Annotated in this window: 17 protein-coding genes; 14 read left to right on the forward strand and 3 right to left on the reverse strand. The window is 72.6% G+C overall.

Annotation, left to right across the window (positions count from 1 at the left end; genetic code table 11):
- Nucleotides 1–21 precede the first annotated feature (21 nt).
- A complete protein-coding gene (locus tag ACVGV0_RS03875; RefSeq protein WP_459158480.1) occupies nucleotides 22–657 on the forward strand; it encodes a hypothetical protein in 636 nt (211 codons plus the stop codon).
- A 63-nt stretch (nucleotides 658–720) separates the two neighbouring features.
- A complete protein-coding gene (locus ACVGV0_RS03880) occupies nucleotides 721–921 on the forward strand; it encodes a hypothetical protein (protein WP_459158481.1) in 201 nt (66 codons plus the stop codon).
- Nucleotides 922–1,077: 156 nt separating this feature from the next.
- On the opposite strand, the gene ACVGV0_RS03885 is transcribed toward ACVGV0_RS03880, so the two are convergent.
- Nucleotides 1,078–1,599 carry a hypothetical protein gene (locus ACVGV0_RS03885; protein ID WP_459158482.1) on the reverse strand — a complete coding sequence of 174 codons (522 nt, stop codon included), beginning with the start codon at nucleotides 1,597–1,599 and terminating at the stop codon, nucleotides 1,078–1,080.
- A 150-nt stretch (nucleotides 1,600–1,749) separates the two neighbouring features.
- On the opposite strand from ACVGV0_RS03885, the gene ACVGV0_RS03890 reads away from it, so the two are divergent.
- The 3 genes from ACVGV0_RS03890 to ACVGV0_RS03900 all read left to right on the forward strand — a co-directional run bounded on the left by ACVGV0_RS03890 (nucleotide 1,750) and on the right by ACVGV0_RS03900 (nucleotide 4,647).
- A complete protein-coding gene (locus ACVGV0_RS03890; RefSeq protein ID WP_459158483.1) occupies nucleotides 1,750–2,892 on the forward strand; it encodes a potassium channel family protein in 1,143 nt (380 codons plus the stop codon).
- 192 nt (nucleotides 2,893–3,084) lie between these two features.
- Entirely contained in the window at nucleotides 3,085–3,549 is a 465-nt protein-coding gene (locus tag ACVGV0_RS03895) for a hypothetical protein (RefSeq protein ID WP_459158484.1), read from the forward strand.
- Between the two features lie 144 nt (nucleotides 3,550–3,693).
- Complete coding sequence (locus ACVGV0_RS03900; RefSeq protein ID WP_459158485.1) at nucleotides 3,694–4,647, forward strand: esterase/lipase family protein; 954 nt, start codon at nucleotides 3,694–3,696, stop codon at nucleotides 4,645–4,647.
- Between the two features lie 72 nt (nucleotides 4,648–4,719).
- Here ACVGV0_RS03900 and ACVGV0_RS03905 read toward each other — a convergent pair whose 3' ends face one another.
- Both ACVGV0_RS03905 and ACVGV0_RS03910 read right to left on the reverse strand, forming a co-directional pair.
- Nucleotides 4,720–5,886, reverse strand: a complete 1,167-nt coding sequence (locus tag ACVGV0_RS03905; protein ID WP_459158486.1) for a neutral zinc metallopeptidase — start codon at nucleotides 5,884–5,886, stop codon at nucleotides 4,720–4,722.
- 367 nt (nucleotides 5,887–6,253) lie between these two features.
- Nucleotides 6,254–6,520, reverse strand: coding sequence for a hypothetical protein (locus ACVGV0_RS03910; RefSeq protein ID WP_459158487.1), 267 nt, complete (start codon nucleotides 6,518–6,520; stop codon nucleotides 6,254–6,256).
- A 194-nt stretch (nucleotides 6,521–6,714) separates the two neighbouring features.
- On the opposite strand from ACVGV0_RS03910, the gene ACVGV0_RS03915 reads away from it, so the two are divergent.
- The 9 genes from ACVGV0_RS03915 (at nucleotide 6,715) to nudC (ending at nucleotide 15,411) form a co-directional block, all read left to right on the forward strand.
- Nucleotides 6,715–7,521, forward strand: a complete 807-nt coding sequence (locus ACVGV0_RS03915; RefSeq protein WP_459159917.1) for a helix-turn-helix domain-containing protein — start codon at nucleotides 6,715–6,717, stop codon at nucleotides 7,519–7,521.
- Nucleotides 7,518–7,709 (forward strand): DUF397 domain-containing protein, encoded by a 192-nt coding sequence (locus ACVGV0_RS03920; protein ID WP_459158488.1) that lies wholly within the window; start codon nucleotides 7,518–7,520, stop codon nucleotides 7,707–7,709. Before ACVGV0_RS03915 ends, ACVGV0_RS03920 begins: the two co-directional genes overlap by 4 nt.
- Before the next feature lie 141 nt (nucleotides 7,710–7,850).
- The gene (locus ACVGV0_RS03925) at nucleotides 7,851–8,261 is read left to right on the forward strand and encodes a hypothetical protein (RefSeq protein ID WP_459158489.1); all 411 of its coding nucleotides are present in this window, start codon (nucleotides 7,851–7,853) and stop codon (nucleotides 8,259–8,261) included.
- Entirely contained in the window at nucleotides 8,258–8,791 is a 534-nt protein-coding gene (locus ACVGV0_RS03930) for a DUF3558 family protein (protein WP_459158490.1), read from the forward strand. The genes ACVGV0_RS03925 and ACVGV0_RS03930 overlap by 4 nt, the downstream gene beginning before the upstream one ends.
- Before the next feature lie 360 nt (nucleotides 8,792–9,151).
- Nucleotides 9,152–10,498, forward strand: coding sequence for a PPE domain-containing protein (locus ACVGV0_RS03935; protein ID WP_459158491.1), 1,347 nt, complete (start codon nucleotides 9,152–9,154; stop codon nucleotides 10,496–10,498).
- Between the two features lie 306 nt (nucleotides 10,499–10,804).
- Entirely contained in the window at nucleotides 10,805–11,641 is an 837-nt protein-coding gene (locus tag ACVGV0_RS03940; RefSeq protein ID WP_459158492.1) for an ESX secretion-associated protein EspG, read from the forward strand.
- A gap of 169 nt (nucleotides 11,642–11,810) precedes the next feature.
- Complete coding sequence (locus tag ACVGV0_RS03945; protein ID WP_459158493.1) at nucleotides 11,811–13,118, forward strand: M16 family metallopeptidase; 1,308 nt, start codon at nucleotides 11,811–11,813, stop codon at nucleotides 13,116–13,118.
- Nucleotides 13,115–14,479, forward strand: a complete 1,365-nt coding sequence (locus ACVGV0_RS03950) for a M16 family metallopeptidase (RefSeq protein ID WP_459158494.1) — start codon at nucleotides 13,115–13,117, stop codon at nucleotides 14,477–14,479. Before ACVGV0_RS03945 ends, ACVGV0_RS03950 begins: the two co-directional genes overlap by 4 nt.
- The gene (nudC, locus tag ACVGV0_RS03955; RefSeq protein WP_459158495.1) at nucleotides 14,479–15,411 is read left to right on the forward strand and encodes an NAD(+) diphosphatase; all 933 of its coding nucleotides are present in this window, start codon (nucleotides 14,479–14,481) and stop codon (nucleotides 15,409–15,411) included. Before ACVGV0_RS03950 ends, nudC begins: the two co-directional genes overlap by 1 nt.
- Nucleotides 15,412–15,549: the final 138 nt, after the last annotated feature.

The following is a 15,549-nucleotide window of genomic DNA, read 5'->3' on the forward strand; positions in this document are numbered from 1 at the left end:
TGCATCGCGATGAGCACCGCGATGGGGACCCAGACAGGCACGGCATCCGACTACCCGTGGAAGCTCCAGTCGCCGCCGGGCACGCCGGTGGACCTGGACGCGAACGTGCTCGCCATGCGGGTACCGCTGGTTCGGGTGCGGTGCGAGGAGAGCGGCACGTGGACCTGCGCCGGGCCCGACGCGGACGAGGCGTCGTGGCAGCGGACCACGCTCTCGGCGGTGGTGACCGCGTGGCCGCACATCGCCGCGCTGTCCAACATGGAACCCGGCGGCAGCGTGGTGTGGTCGTGGCCCGAGATGGGCTGGGCCGATGAGGACGGCTGCACCTGCGGCGAGTGCCCGCGGCCGGTGGCCACGGACGTCGACCGCACGGCCTGGCCGGAGAACCTGCAGCCGGACACGGTCGTCAGCGTGGAGAACGTGGCGCTGACGGGGCAGACGCCGCTGGTGGACATCCTGCACACGCAGGGCGGGATCGCGCTGATCGGCGAGGGCGACCACCGGCGCACCGTGGACCTCATGTCCCCGGTGGCGATGGCGAACGTGGTCCGGCGCTGGCCGCACACCGTGCAGGCGCTGCGGATGCTGCAGGAGCTGCGCGGCATGCGGTGGAACTTCGACGAGCTCAACTGGCGCGAGTACCGCCTGGCCTATTGACCGGGCCCGCGCGCTGCCGCGTTCCGGACCCGGCGGAGCGCCGCGTGCCCTGTCCTCCGGCTGATGACGAACTTCCCGTCCGAGCTGCTGGTGCTGCAGGCGGTGTCCCTCGCGCTGGTGCTGGCGGCGGTGGTGCCGGACGCCGTCGCTGGCCGGCCGTCGCTGCTGCCGGACGCGGTGCGGTGGGTCGTGATCGCCCTCGGGGCGCTGGGGTGCGCGGTGAACGTGGTCGAGCTCGTCCGCCGCGGGCGCCGCGGCACGTGACGCGGCGGAGCGCAGCACGGCGAGCGCCCACCGCGGCCGGTGGGCGCTCGTTCGCTGTGGGTGGCTGCCCGGGGGCCGCTGGTCCGGGCAGGCGGCCGGGCTCCCGGGGGCTCGCCGCCGGGCTCGCTGCGCCGGCCGATCCGCGGACTGCCTCGCTCAGACGTTCTCGGCGAGCTGCGGCTGCTGCTCGAGCAGCTTCGAGTACAGCACTTCCAGCATCCACCGGCCGAACAGCGAGGTGCCGAACTCGGCGGTGCGGTCCTGCGGTTCGAGGGCGAGCTCGGCCGGGCCGCTGCCGGTCGCGTGCAGCACGCCCACGCCGTAGTAGTCCAGTTCCATCATCTGCCAGGCCACGTACGGGTGCGCCCAGGGCAGCACCACGGCGCACGGGGCGAGGGTGAGCAGCGTTCCGCACGCGCTCAACGCGTTCTCGACCCGCGCGGCCGGCACGAGGATCCCGACCAGTTCGACGGCGGCGACGGGGATGCGGCCGGACTCGGAGCCCGAGCGGAACGAGGACGGGTCGAGCTCGGGGCCCCACCCGTGCGCGCGGCGCCACCGGTGCACCTCCGGGCAGATCCCGGCGACAGCGGCGAAACGCGCTCCGAACACTTCCAGGTTCGCGACGAGGTGGCCGTCCCAACCGAGGGCACGGGCAGCGTGTTCCAGCTCCTGCACCGGGGCATCGTATGCCGTCACCGCGGCGTAGTGGTAGGAGGGCGTCCACTCCGCCCCTCGCCGTCCTCGGGCTGGAACAGGTTTGGCGCGGTATGATCGCCGCGGTTCGCGCGGCATGCCGGTCCCCGGACGTGGTCGGGAGGGGTGGTCATGGCCAGACGGCGCTCGCGGCGCGTGCCGGGCGTCCTCCTGCGCGGCGCCGGTCAGGCCGCCGACCAGCTCACCGCCCGCCCCGACTACGCGCTCGTCGGCACGGTCCGCATCCCGGCGCACCACCGCGCCGGCCCGCTGCGGGCGATCCTGCGCCGCGTGCTCGGCGCCCTGGTGGCGCTGGCCTTCTGCGTGGTCGTCGTCTACCTGGAGCGCGACGGGTACTCCGACGGCGGCACCGGCGGGCCGCTGAGCCTGCTGGACGCCTTCTACTACTGCACCGCATCGCTGTCCACGACCGGCTACGGCGACATCGTCCCGGTCTCACCGCAGGCGCGCCTGGTCAACGCGCTGTTCATCACACCGATGCGGGTGCTGTTCATCGTGGTGCTCGTCGGCACCACGCTGGAAGTGCTCACCGAGCGCTCGCGGCAAGCTTTCCGGATCCAGCGCTGGAGGTCGAAGGTGCGGGACCACATCGTGGTCGTCGGGTACGGGACCAAGGGCCGTTCCGCGGTGAACGCGCTGCTCGGCGAGGACATCTCCACCGCGGACATCGTGGTGGTGGACACCGACAACGCCGCGCTGGAATCCGCGGTCACGCTCGGGCTGGTCACGGTGACCGGTTCGGGCACGCGCGGCGACGTGCTGCGCCTCGCCGGGGTGCAGCACGCGCGCGCCGTCGTCGTCGCCACCGAACGCGACGACACGGCGGTGCTGGTGACGCTGACCGCGCGGGAGCTGGCACCGAAGGCGCAGCTGGTCGCCGCGGTGCGGGAGACGGAGAACGTGCACCTGGTGCGCCAGTCCGGGGCGGACTCGGTGGTCGTCACCAGCGAGACCGCGGGGCGGCTGCTCGGGGTGGCCACGACGACGCCGGCGGTGGTGGACATGTTCGCCGACCTGCTCACCCCGGAGCGCGGGTTCACCCTGGCGGAGCGGCCGGTGCGGCGCGAGGAGGTCGGTGCCTCGCCCACGCGGGTGAGCGAGATCGTGCTCGGCGTGGTGCGGCGCGGGCAGCTGCACCGCGTGGATGCCTCCGAGGTGGCCGAGCTGCAGCGCGGCGACCGCCTGCTGTACGTCTGGCGCGGCGAGCCGCACGAGACGCCCGCCCAGCAGGCGGAGGAGCGGCGGGAGGAGTGACCGCCGGTCGTGCGGGTCGCTGCCGGGAACCTCCGGCGCGGCTGCGCGCCGAGGCACCGCCCGTTGCCGCGGGGGTGCCGGCCCTGCGTGGAAAGCCGCGGATGGCCCCGTTCCTCGCGGCGTGTCCGCCTCCGGCGGGGGCGCGGGACGCGGCTCTCCCGTGCCCGCGCGGGTTCTGGGAGTATCGATCGGGTGAGGCACTCGGGTTCGGCTCCGTTCGCGTCGATCCTGCTCCTGCTGGGCCTGATCGGTTTCGCCGTGCTCGGAGCGGTGGTGGCGCCGACCGTCCTCGCCCCCTCGCGGAACTTCGCGGAGTGGCAGCGCGTCGAGGCCAGGGTCGTGCGCACCGCCCCCTGCGCGCAGCAGGCGAGCCGGGGCGACGTGGTCGCCTACGACCTGGCCGGGCGGACCCGCACGGCGCGCTTCGACGGCTGCGGGCACGCGGAGGGGACCGCGCTGTCCGTGCTCGTCCCGCCGGACGCGGAGCGGGCGGCCCGCGCGGGCGGCGGCCCGTCCGGGCAGGTCACCGCGGTGCCCGCCGGTGCGGCGGGTTCCGCCGAGGAAGACCTGGCCAGGCGCCTGACCTGGGTGCTGCTGAGCCTCGCCGCGGCCGCCGGTTCCGGTTTCGCGGTGCTGCTGGGGTACGCGCGCCGCTGACGCTCCTGGACGTTGCGCCGTGCCGCTGGTGCCGAGCCGTCGCTCCCGGGGACGCCGCCGCAGCAACGCCGGTCCCCCCGCTCTTGTGGCGCCGATCATCGGCCACTACTCTCGCGCGGACCGAACGCCCCGAGGAGGACGCCGATGCGTCGGCTGCTCGCGCTGCTCGCCTCCGCGCTGCTGGTCGGACTCGCCGCACCGGCGGCGGCGTCCACCCCCTCCGGGGGCGGCCCCTCCGCCCCCGACGAGGAGCTGCCCGTCGACCACAACTACGCGAACGCGCTCGCGTACGCGGCCGCGCACCCGAACGGGCCCCCGCCCGGTGCGAACGACTGGGCCTGTCGCCCCGCGCCGGAACACCCGAATCCTGTGGTGCTGGTGCACGGTTCGATCGAGAACATGGCGCAGAACTGGTACGCGCTCGCACCGCTGCTGCGCAACGAGGGCTACTGCGTCTACGCCCTCAACTACGGGCAGGAGGAGGGCGCGCCGCGCGTCGGCTTCCCAGGCGCCCACCCGCCCGGCGGCACCGGTCCCGTCGAGCGGTCGGCGGCGGAGCTGTCCGCGTTCGTCGGCCGCGTCCGCGCCTCCACCGGCGCCGATCAGGTCGACATCGTCGGGCACTCCCAGGGCGGGATGATGCCCCGGTATTACCTGCGTGAGTTGGGCGGTGCGGTGGAAGTGGGCAAGCTTGTCGGCCTGTCGCCCTCGAACCACGGCACCACCGTGTTCGGAATCGGTCGGCTGCCCGGGGTCGACGCGGTGCTCGGCGCCGGGCTGGGCCCCGCGTTCCGGCAGCAGATCGCCGGATCCGACTTCCTCGAGCGGCTGAACGCGGGCGGGGACACGGTGCCCGGTGTGGATTACACGGTGATCCAGACCCGGTACGACGAGGTCGTCACCCCGCACACCTCGGCGTTCCTGGAGGGGCCGAACGCGCGCAACGTCCTGCTGCAGGACGGTTGCCCCGCCGACCGCTCCGACCACCTGGCGTCGCCGTTCTCCCCGCGGAGCGCGGCCTTCGTGCTCAACGCGCTGGACCCGGAGCACCCCGTACCGGTGCCGTGCGAACCGGTGGCGCCGGTCGTCGGCGGCTGACTGCCGCACCCGCTGGACCACCCTGGAGCGTTGAACCGGCGCGCCGTGCGCGGAACCCGCTCCGGCGGTGGCTCATCGCACGGCGGCCTCCGCGGCGTTCCACGTGTTGCACTCGGTGATGCGGTTGGCGTGGAAGCCGCGCTCGGCCCACTTCTCGTTGCTCGCCAGCGAACCGTGCGTGCGTCCCTCGTTGCCCTGCTCGTCGCCGCGGTTGCTGGCGTCGCGCAGCGCCGGGAAGACGTGGTCGTTGCTGAGCCCGCCGTTCTGCAGCGCGGCCAGCGCCATGCCGCCGAAGCAGGTGGCCTGCAGCTCGGAACGGCGGCTGAGCGCTTGGCCCTCGGCCGTGTCGTAGCCGCCGGCGTCGGCCACGGCCTTGTTGTAGGCCTCGCTGATCCCGGCCATCCCCTGCACCGCGTGGCCGTACTCGTGCGCCAGCTGTCCCAAGTAGACACCGGGTTCCTGCTGGCCCTCGATCTCCGGGTAGTACCGGGCGGTCATGTAGATGGTGTGGTTGTGCGAGCAGTACATCGCGGTCTCGTTCCACTCCCGCTGACCGCAGGGGGTCTCGACGCTGCTGGCCGTGGTGACGACGGTGGCCGCGTCGGTGGGGAGTCCCGCCTCCCGCAGCGCCGGTGCCCACATCCGCTGCAGGCAGGGGACCGCGGCCTGGTAGAAGGCGTCCTGGCTCGCGGGGTCGGTGTCGAACGGCGGGAGGTCGCACGGGGTGTTGACCGCGCCGTTGCCCGCGATGTTCAGCGGGTTGTCGCCGAGCGCGGGCACGGGTGCGGCCGGTGCCCGCGCGGTGGTCGGACCGGTGGTCCGGTTTTCCGCGTTCCTCGGGGGTTCGGCGTTCGGCGTGTCCGAACGGGACTCGAGCTCGCTCTCCTCGAGCAGCGGGTTGCTGCCGGGGGAGGTGCTGGCTTCCGGGAGGGCCGGGGTGTCCGGGCCGCCTGCGGTGGCGGAGCCGCTGCGGATGACGGTGGTGGCGACGGCACCGAGGGTGCCGGCGAACAGCAGCATGGCCGTGGCGGCGAGCAGGGCGACGACGGGACCGCGCGTGCTGGAGCGCTGGGGTCCGCCGTGGGGCGGAGTCCTGCGCGGCGGGGTGCCCTGTTGCGGTGCGCCCTGCTGCGGTGTGGCCTGTTGGGGAGGTGCGCCCTGCGGATGTGTGCCTTGCGGCGGGGGCGGTGCGGCGTGCCGATCCGGGTGGCGGTCCGGCGGCCAGGGCGGCTGGTTCATGCGTGGGCTCCCCGAACACCGGCGGACGGCGGTGCGCCTCGACCGGCCACGTCGCTGAACTGTCGTATCGCGGTGGGGAGCGTACCGTGATCGGCCCGCGCGGTGGCCCCGTGCGGGCCGATTCGCGCCGTTCTGCCGCGCCGCCGCTGGTCCGCGCGGTGTCGGATGCGTCACCGGTTGGTGCAACCCGCCCCGAAATGCGGACTTTCCGCCCGTATCGGGTGGGCATTTCCCGGAAATGCCCACCCGCGCGGGGCGATCGAGTGAGGAGGAACCACCTCCCGGGTGAGTTCCGCGTCCGGGGCGCGGCGGACACCGGGGCGGGTGCGTCGGCCGCGGACGGGTGGGGAGGGGCGTCGGGGCGGCGTCAGTAGTCCCAGACGTGGCCGACGAGGCGTTCGGCCTCGGCGGTCGCCGCGCAGGGCGGGCAGCGGTCGGTGACGTGCGCGCTCGCCGGAGTGCGCCCGGCCGGCGTGCTCATCGGCACCTTGACGCTGCTGCCGCACAGCGTCGTCACCGACTCCCCGGCGAACACCGCGCCGGGCAGCGTCCGCATCGCGTGCCGGATGCGCGCGCCGGCGCCGACGATCCAGAACACATCGCTGAAGTCATCGCGAAACACGTCGAAGGTCATTCGTTCGGGTCCTTCTGTAGTTCTCTCAATCCTGTTGCGCTGAAAGGAAGTTAGAGCTGTTTCGGTGATTCATCCACGAGCGAAACGTTGCGCATGTGGTGAAACGTCCTGAAACAAGCTGAAACACCGCGGAGTGCGGACGAGGGAGCAGGAGGTCAGTCGTGCGGGAGAGTCGTCCGCTGTTTCACGTGCGGGTGGGTGCGGAGCTCCGGAATCTCCGGAAGGCGCAGGAAATGACCACCCGATCGGTGGGTGAGCAGTTGGGAACGAGCGCCGCGTGGGTGTCCAGAACTGAGAACAGCTCACGTATCCCGGGCGAGGACGAAGTGCGTGCGTTGTGCGCGCTCTACGGTGCCTCGGAGCAGGCGTGCCAGGAGCTCGTCGACAAGGCCCGCGGGGAGGACAGCGCGTCCATGGACCTGCCCTCCGGTGACGAGTACACCGATCAGCTCGCCAACATCATGCTGCTGGAGACGCAGGCGCGCACCGTCACCGAGTTCGAACTCGCGCTGGTGCCGGGTCTGCTGCAGACAGCGGGTTATGCGCGTGCCGTTTTCGCGACGGTGGAGCGTTCCGAAGCCGAGCTGGAGCGGCGCGCGACGACGCGGTTGAGCAGGCAATCGTTGCTGACCCGGCCGAACGGGCCACAGTTGTGCTTCCTGCTCGACGAGTTCGTGCTGCACCGGAGGATCGGTGGCCCTTCCGTCATGCAGCGGCAACTGCGCACCGTGCTGGACGGCAGCGAGCTGCCGAACGTGCACGTGCGCGTCATCCCGAGTTCCGCTGGAGCGCACGCCGGATTGGACGGGCCGTTCGCGCTGTACGAGTTCGCCGCGCTCAACACCTACGTCTACCTGGAGAACCGCCAAGGTGGGATATTCCTGACCGACTCCTGCGTCGCGCGGAACTACGTGCGGGCGCGGGACGAGTTGTGGCGGCAAGCCCTGGACGAGGAGGGCACGCGCGAGTTGATCGCGGAGCTCATGGAGAGGCGGGCATGACCGAGGTGCGGTGGCGCAAGAGCAGCAGGAGCGGTTCGGCGACCAAGTGCGTCGAGGTGGCCTTCGTCGGCGGCGGTGTGCGGGTGCGGGATTCGAAGGACCGGGCCGGTGCGCGGTTGGCGGTGGAGCAGCGGTCGTGGCGCGGCTTCGTGGATGCGCTGCGCACGGGCAGGTTCGACGTGGACTGAGGCCGGATCTGCGGCCGATGTGCGGCCGTTCGGGTGAGGTTTGATCCGTTGAAAATGCCGGGAACCGTCCCCGCGGCTGCACGCGTCCCGTTAGAGTGTGCCCGACTTGCCAGGCGCGGGGGCACTGTGAAGGGGGTTGCCATGAGCGAAGGTGGTGGCTTCGAGGGGTCGAAGCAGGCTCTGGGGGAGGTCAGCAAGCAGACCGGCTGGATCAACGAGCAGGTCGGGGCCGGCAAGCTCCGGCTCGATCCCGAGGCCGCCGAGAAGGCGGCGAAGCGGTGCCGGGACGAGGCGGATGCGCTGGCTGAGCTACGCGGTAACAACCAGATGATTGCACGTGTCGAAGGTCTGGGGAACTATCCGGACGGCAAGGCGTTGCAAGAGCGCTTCGTGCAGAAGGCGACGGATCCCGAGGCCGGGGCGCTTCCATTGCTGGAGCAGATGGAGGACGAGCTTCGCAAGCTGGCCGAGGCGTTCGAAGGCGCGGCGAAGGATTACCGTGCTACTGACGAACAGGCCGCTGGAGATATGCAAGGTGGGTTGCGACAGTGAACAGGATCGCTCGTTCGGTGCTGGGTATGTCGGCCGGTGTGGTGCTGGCCGGGGTATCGGCGTGTGCGACGCCGCCTGGCGGGTCGGAGTCTGAGCGGCCGTCGGGGACTGCGCAGCAGTCGAAGGCGCTGGAGCGCTTCGATCCGTGCACATTCTTCAACTCGGATGAGCTGAACTCGTGGGGGCTTCCGCTCGGGAAGGGGAAGGATTCGACGCAGGTCTCCTGGGAGCCGTCCTGCCGTTGGTCCGGTGACGAGAAAATCATCGACTTCAGCAAGAACGTCGAAGAGACGGTGGATTCGTACAAGCAGAGCGGTAACTGGGAATCGTACGAGAAGCAGCAGATCGCGGGACGTTCGGCCGCGGTCGCACAGGTTCCTGGTGCTGGTGACGGTGGCTGCAACATCCTCGTCGATGCTGGTGGTGGCGTTGCGATTTATCAGGTCACCCTCAAAACTACTTCTTCTGCGGATCCGTGCCAGGAGCTGAAGAAGATCGCTGAAGCCACGGCGGCGCGGTTGCCGGAGTGACCGGGGTGCGGGTGCCGGGATTCTGCAGCGCGGCCGGTGCGGTACCGGTACCGCTCGTCGGGTGATGCGGGTCGACCCCAGCACCGAGCTTCCTTCCCGTTCAGCGGAAGGGGATCCGCACCGGGACGGGTGCGAGTCGGGTCCGCTGCGCACAACGCTGTGGTCCGCTCTTGCCGCCGCCGTGGCGGAATCCTGACGAATCGGTGGATTCGTGTGACAGGGGATCAGCCGGGATCGTAAGGTGTTGCACGCGCTCGGCCAGGAGGTGGTGCACCGGGGCCGGCCTGTCGGGCGGCATCAGGTTCGGACGGTGCGTGCGGCCGCTGGGGTGGTCGCCGGGAACGACGAGGGGGTCAGGCCGTGGGGGTCACCGAGTTCTTCAGCGATACGGGCCGGAACATCCACGACGGCGGAGCCAGGCTCTTCGGCTACGAGAGCTTCGCGGAGGCCGACCGCAAGGAGCAGGCGCAGCAGGCCGAACAGGCGCACCAGCAGAACATGAACCAGCTGCAGCAGCGCAACCGCGGTCTGCAGGAGGGCGTGGAGGGTTACGACTCGCCCGCGGTGACGCAGCGCGTCAACTGGGAGGGCTACAGCCACGCCCAGATCTACCAGACGAACCAGGACTCGATCGAGGCCGGCAAGGTCGGTCAGATCGCGGACGCGTGGAAGAAGCTCGGCAAGGGTGTGGCCGACCGGGGTCCGCAGTTCTCCCAGGACATGGACAAGATCCTCGGCGGCAGCTGGGAGGGCGAAGCGGGCGAGAAGGCCAAGAGCGCGTCCAAGCCCGTCTCCGACTGGATGACCGGCACCGGCAACGCCGTCCACATGACCGGCAACAACATGCAGACCACCGGCGACGGCGCCGGTGAGGCCAAGAACATGGTCGGTGAGCCGGAAGGTCACAACGCCTGGGAATCGGGCCTGAAAACCGCGGTGAGTCCCGTGATGGGCGGTGCCGACGCGCTCGGCCAGATGGAGCGGCGCCAGGAGGAGGAGAAGGCCGCGCGCCAGACCATGGGCAACGTCTACAGCCCCACGGTCACCCAGGTGGACCAGCAGATGCCCACCTACCGCAAGCCGGACGGCACCGCGGTCGAACCACCCCCGGCGCAGCCGCAGGACTCCACGAACTGGGGCGGTGGTGGCGGCGCCACCACCCCGGCCAACGCGACGCCCGGCGGCCCCGGCGGCACGTCCAGCGTCCCCGGCGGCGGCTCCTACCCGGGCACGCCCGGAACTGGCGGTCCCGGGAGCAACGCGCCCTCGACGAACTACCCGGGTGCACCGGGGTCGACCACCCCCAGCACCTCGGCACCCGCCTCGACGGCGATGCCCGGTGCCCCGGGCGGTCCCGGCGGTGCGGCCACCCCGGGCGGAGGCGGCACGCCCGGCGGTGGCGGCGCCGCCGGCGGCGTGGTCGGCACGCCCGGCGGTGCACCCGGCGGCAAGTCCGGCGCCGGCACCGGCCCGGGCGGGCGCTCCGGCGTCGGCAACGGCGGAGCCAAGACCGGCGCGCCCGGCGGTGCGGGAACCGCGGCGGGCCGCGGGGCGGCCGGCCGCGGAGCCATGGGCGGCATGGGCGGCCGCGGCGGCCAGGGGCAGGGCGAGGACGACGAGCACGAGCGCCCCTCGTGGCTCGAGGAGAACGAGGACGTGTGGTTCAACGACATGCCGAAGACCGCCCCGCCCGTCCTCGGCGAGTGACCGCGTCCGCGCCGTTCCCGGTGCAGGAACGCGCCCGGTGCGCAGGCCGCGCCCCAGCGGCCGGCGCACCGGGGTGAACCGTTTTCAGAGCGGTGCGCCCGTTGCGGGCGGGTAGTGGGGAGGGACCTCCCGCACGTCCCGGCTTCCCCGCCGCCCTCCCGAGGCGGTGGAGCATCGAGCGGCGACCTGCACCACGTCCCTCCCGGCTGCCGCGCCGATGCGGGAAGCGGGAGTCGAAAGCCCCGGTCGACGCCCGCGCGGCGCCGCCCGGGCCGCCGCGCGATCAGGAGAGAGGAAGCAGACACCGTGACCCAGCTGGGACGCTGGCAGCTGCCGCCCGTGCACCTCGACGCCGTGCTGACCTACCTCGGCGTCGAGGACCTCACCCTCCCGCTGACCACCCGCTCCCACGGCCACACAGTCGAGCAGTGGGCGCGGACCGTGCAGAACGAGATCGGCAACATGACCGCGAGCGGCGTCCTCGTCGACGACGAGGTGGAGCCGAACCTGGCCGCCGCGCTGCGCGCGCTGGCCAAGCCGTACCTGTGGGCCGATTCGATCTGGTACCCGGACGCGGGGCAGCCGCACTGCTGGCGCACCGTCGCGGCGATCACCGAGGGCGAGCGGGGAACCCGCGTCGTGCTCGGCGTGCAGCCCCCCGACGAGGACCCCCAGCGCGGCGGGCCGCTCACCGTGGAGGTGCACGAGCGCGTCACCGCGGCGGAAGTGCTGCTGCCGACGCTGCCGCCCGCGCCGAAGGGGCAGCACCCCGCGGTGCGCGTGCCGCCGGCCGAGCTGGAACCCCGCCGGGGGCCGGATGAGGGCGAGGAGCCCGACGGCTTCATGCGGCCCGCCGCGTCCGGCAACCGGATGCGCAGCGGGGACCGCCAGGTGCAGCTGGCGAAGCAGATCGCCGGGCTGCCGCGCGTGCGCGTCGGCCAGTTCGCGGTGAACAAGCGCGACCAGCTCGGCAAGCGGCAGCGCTCGTCGATCGCGGCGTGGTTCGACACCCCCGAGCCCGACGGGCGCTACCTCAACCGCGCCGAGCGCGGCAGCACCGGCGAGGAGCTCGCCGCGTTCGTGCCCGCCGACGCGCGGGAGATCGGCAACCAGGTGGAGAGCATGCTCAAGCAGCTCGGCTGAGCGCGTGCTCCCTGCGCAGCGCAGACCTCCTGGAGAGTGAGGTGTGCCACAACACCGCGGGTGCTCCGGCGGGAGCGGGCGCGCAGCGTTCCTCCGCCCGGGCTCGTTCACCCGGGTGGATCGTCCGGGGGTTGTACGAAACCCCCGCGTTCGGACGTAGGCTGCGGGCATGGTCGACCCCCAACTGCATCGCGTCACGCTGCCCAACGGGCTGCGCGTGGTGCTCGCGCCGGACACCACCCCGGGGACGGCTCCCGTGGTGGGCGTCAGCGTGCACTACGACGTGGGTTTCCGCTCCGAGCCCGAAGGGCGCACCGGTTTCGCCCACCTCTTCGAGCACCTCATGTTCCAGGGCAGCGAGAGCCTGGAGAAGCTCGCGCACTTCCGCCACGTGCAAGGCTCCGGCGGGATCTTCAACGGCTCGACCCACCAGGACTACACCGACTACTTCCAGGTGCTGCCGACGCAGGCCCTGGAGCGGGCGCTGTTCCTGGAGGCCGACCGGATGCGCGCGCCGCGGCTGACGGAGGAGAACCTCCGCAACCAGATCGACGTCGTCAAGGAGGAGATCCGGCTGAACGTGCTCAACCGGCCCTACGGCGGGTTCCCCTGGATCCTGCTGCCGCCGGTGCTGTACTCCACGTTCGCCAACGCGCACAACGGCTACGGCGACTTCACCGACCTGGAACGGGCCACGGTGGACGACTGCGCCGCGTTCTTCGACAGCTACTACGCGCCGAGCAACGCGGTGCTGACCATCGCCGGCGAGTTCGACGTCGACCACGCGGTGGAGCTGGTGCACGAGCACTTCGGTGACGTGCCCGCCCGCGAGGTGCCGCCTCGGCCCTCGTTCGGCGAGCCGCACCTGGCCGCGGACGCGCGCGAGCAGCGCACCGACCCGCACGCCCCGCTGCCCGCGGTGGCGCTCGGCTACCGGCTGCCCGACCCGGTGGCGGACCCGGACGGCTACCTGGCGCACGTGGTGCTGGCCGCCGTGCTGTCCGAGGGCGACGCCTCGCGGCTGCAGCAGCGGCTGGTGCACCGCGACGAGCTCGTCGTCGACGTGCACGCCGGCGCCGGGCTGATGGGCGCGCCGCTGGACGCGCGCGACCCGGACACGTTCACGTTCACCGCGATCCACACCCCGCAGGTGGAGGTGGACCGCGTGGTCGGGGCGATCGACGAGGAGCTGGACCGGTTGTCCGTGGACGGTCCCAGCGCCGAGGAGCTGCACCGGGTCACCGCGCGCTGGTCGGCGAGCCTGCACCGGGAGCACGACCGCGTCATGTCCCGCACGCTCGACCTCGGCAGCACGGAGCTGCTGCACGGGCGCGCCGAGCTGGTGTCCGAACTGCCCGGCCGGGTCGCCGACATCACCCCGGGGGCGGTGGCCGCGGCGGCGAAGTCGCTGCGCGGGGACACCCGGGCCGTGCTGGAAATCCGACCCGACGAGAGCACCGCAGGAGGTGCGGCATGAGCGCAACGCACCGCAGCGCCGAGGAGATCGGCCGGACGCCGGAAGGCCCGCGCCCGCTGCCGCCGCTGGAACAGCCGCGCGCGCACGACGCTCCGGCCACAGTGGACACGGTGCTGGACAGCGGGCTGCGCGTCATCGCCGCCCGGCACGGATCGGTGCCGATGGTGGAGCTGCGGCTGCGCATCCCCTTCGCCTCCGACGACGCGCTGCACCCGGCCCGGGCGGAGGTGCTGGCCGACTCGCTGCTGACCGGTGCGGGTGAGCGCGACCGCGTGCGCATGGACACCGACCTCGCCGCGGTCGGCGGTGACCTGCAGGCCGGGGTCGACCCGGAGCGGCTGACGCTGTCCGGCAGCGCCCTGTCCGACGGGACGGACACGCTGCTGGAGGTGGTGGCCGACGCGCTGACCGCCCCGGCCTACCGGGAGGACGAGGTCGCCGCCGAGCAGACGCGGCTGGTGGAGCGGATCACCGTTGCTCGTTCGCAGCCGCGGGTGATCGCGCGCGAGGAGCTGCAGCGCCGCCGCTACGGCGACCACCCGTTCGTGCGGGAAGTGCCGCAGGTCGAGGACGTCTCCCAGGTCACGCCGGAGGCGGTGCGCCAGCTGCACCGGCGGTCGGTGCTGCCGCGCGGTTCCACCCTGGTGCTCGTCGGCGACCTCGATCCGGAGGAGGCGGTCTCCCGCGTGCAGCGGGCGTTCGCCGGGTGGAGCTCCGCGGAGGCCGCGCGCGAGATGCCGGACCTGCCCGCGGTGCAGGGCGGTGACCTGCGGCTGGTGCACCGGCCGGGTGCGGTGCAGTCGCAGCTGCGGTTCTCCGCCGAGGCCGTGCCGCGCACCGACCCGAGCTACCCGGCGGTGCAGATCGCCAACCTCGTCTTCGGCGGCTACTTCTCCTCCCGGCTGGTGGAGAACATCCGCGAGGACAAGGGCTACACCTACGGCGCGCACTCCACGTTCGAGTTCACCCCGAGCGGTGCGACGCTGCTCGTCGACGCGGACACCGCCAGCGAGGTCACCGCGGCGGCGCTGCTGGAGGCCCGCTACGAGTTCGGGAAGATGGCGGTGCAACCGCCGACTGAGTCCGAAGTGGACTCGGCTCGGCAGTACGCCATCGGAGCGCTGTCCACATCGACCTCCTCGCAGTCCGGTCTCGCTTCGATGCTGTCCACAATGGCCGCAGGCGGTCTGGGCGTGGAGTGGTTGACGGGGCATCCGGACCGGCTGCGCGCGGTGACGCGCGACGATGTGGCCGAGGCGGCGAAGTTGTTCGGCCCCGCGAGGTTCACCGGGGTGGTCGTCGGCGACGCGGACCAGCTCGCCGATCAGCTCCGGTGCCTGGGAGGGGTCGAGCTGCCGTGATGAGCGGAACCGATGTCGGTGCGGAGTTCGAACTGGACACCGCACCGCTCCTTTCTCGGTCCACAGTGGATCGCAGAGAAGAGCTGCGCGACTCCGCCGCGGGCGCGGCGGAGCTGTGGCGCGGGGGGAGGCTGCTGCAGGTGGACCGGCGCGGGCGCGCACCCGTGACCGCGTGCGCCGACGGCGGCGTCCGCCTGCGCTACGACCGCACCGAGGAACTCGGTGCCGAACCCGCGCCCGGGGCGGTGCTGCTCGGCGCCGAGGACGGCACCGGATACTGGGCCGTGCGGCCCGGCGCGCAGGCCCCGCAGGCCGAGTGGCGGGACCTGCGCACCGCGGGGGCCCTGCTCAGCGACACCGAGGCCGGGCTGCTGACCACGGCCGTCGGCCTGCTGGGCTGGCACCAGCGCGCCGGCTACTGCTCCGTGTGCGGGGCGTCCACCCGGCCGGACCGGGCCGGGTGGGTGCGCGTGTGCAGCGGCTGCGACCGCGAGGAGTACCCCCGCACCGACCCGGCGGTGATCTGCCTCGTGCACGACGGCGCCGACCAGGTGCTGCTGGCGCGGCAGCCGGTGTGGCCGCCGCAGCGGTACTCCGTGCTCGCCGGGTTCGTCGAGGTCGGCGAATCGCTGGAAGCCTGCGTGCGCCGCGAGATCGAGGAGGAGGTCGGCGTGCGCGTCGACCGCGTGCGCTACCTCGGCAGCCAGCCGTGGCCGTTCCCGCGCTCGCTGATGCTCGGCTTCGCCGCCGTCGCCGACCCGTCGGTGCCGCTGCGACCCGCGCTCGGCGAGATCGAGGAAGCGCGGTGGGTGCACCGCGACACGGTGCGCGCCGCGCTCGACTCCGAGACCGGCGCGGTCGACGGCCTGCTGCTGCCCCCGGGCGTGTCCATCGCCTACCGCATGCTCCGCGGGTGGGCACTGGACGGGTGACGTTGGGAGGGCCTGCGGATCGGCTCGCGCAGCGAGTCCGGTGGGTCGGTCTGCGTGCCGGGGCAGGAAGGGGCTTCGCCGCTTGCCCGGCGGAGCGATGGGCCACGCGAAAATCCACCGCACCCGGGTGGAACGCGG

It is taken from the genome of Salinifilum ghardaiensis (genome assembly GCF_054491345.1).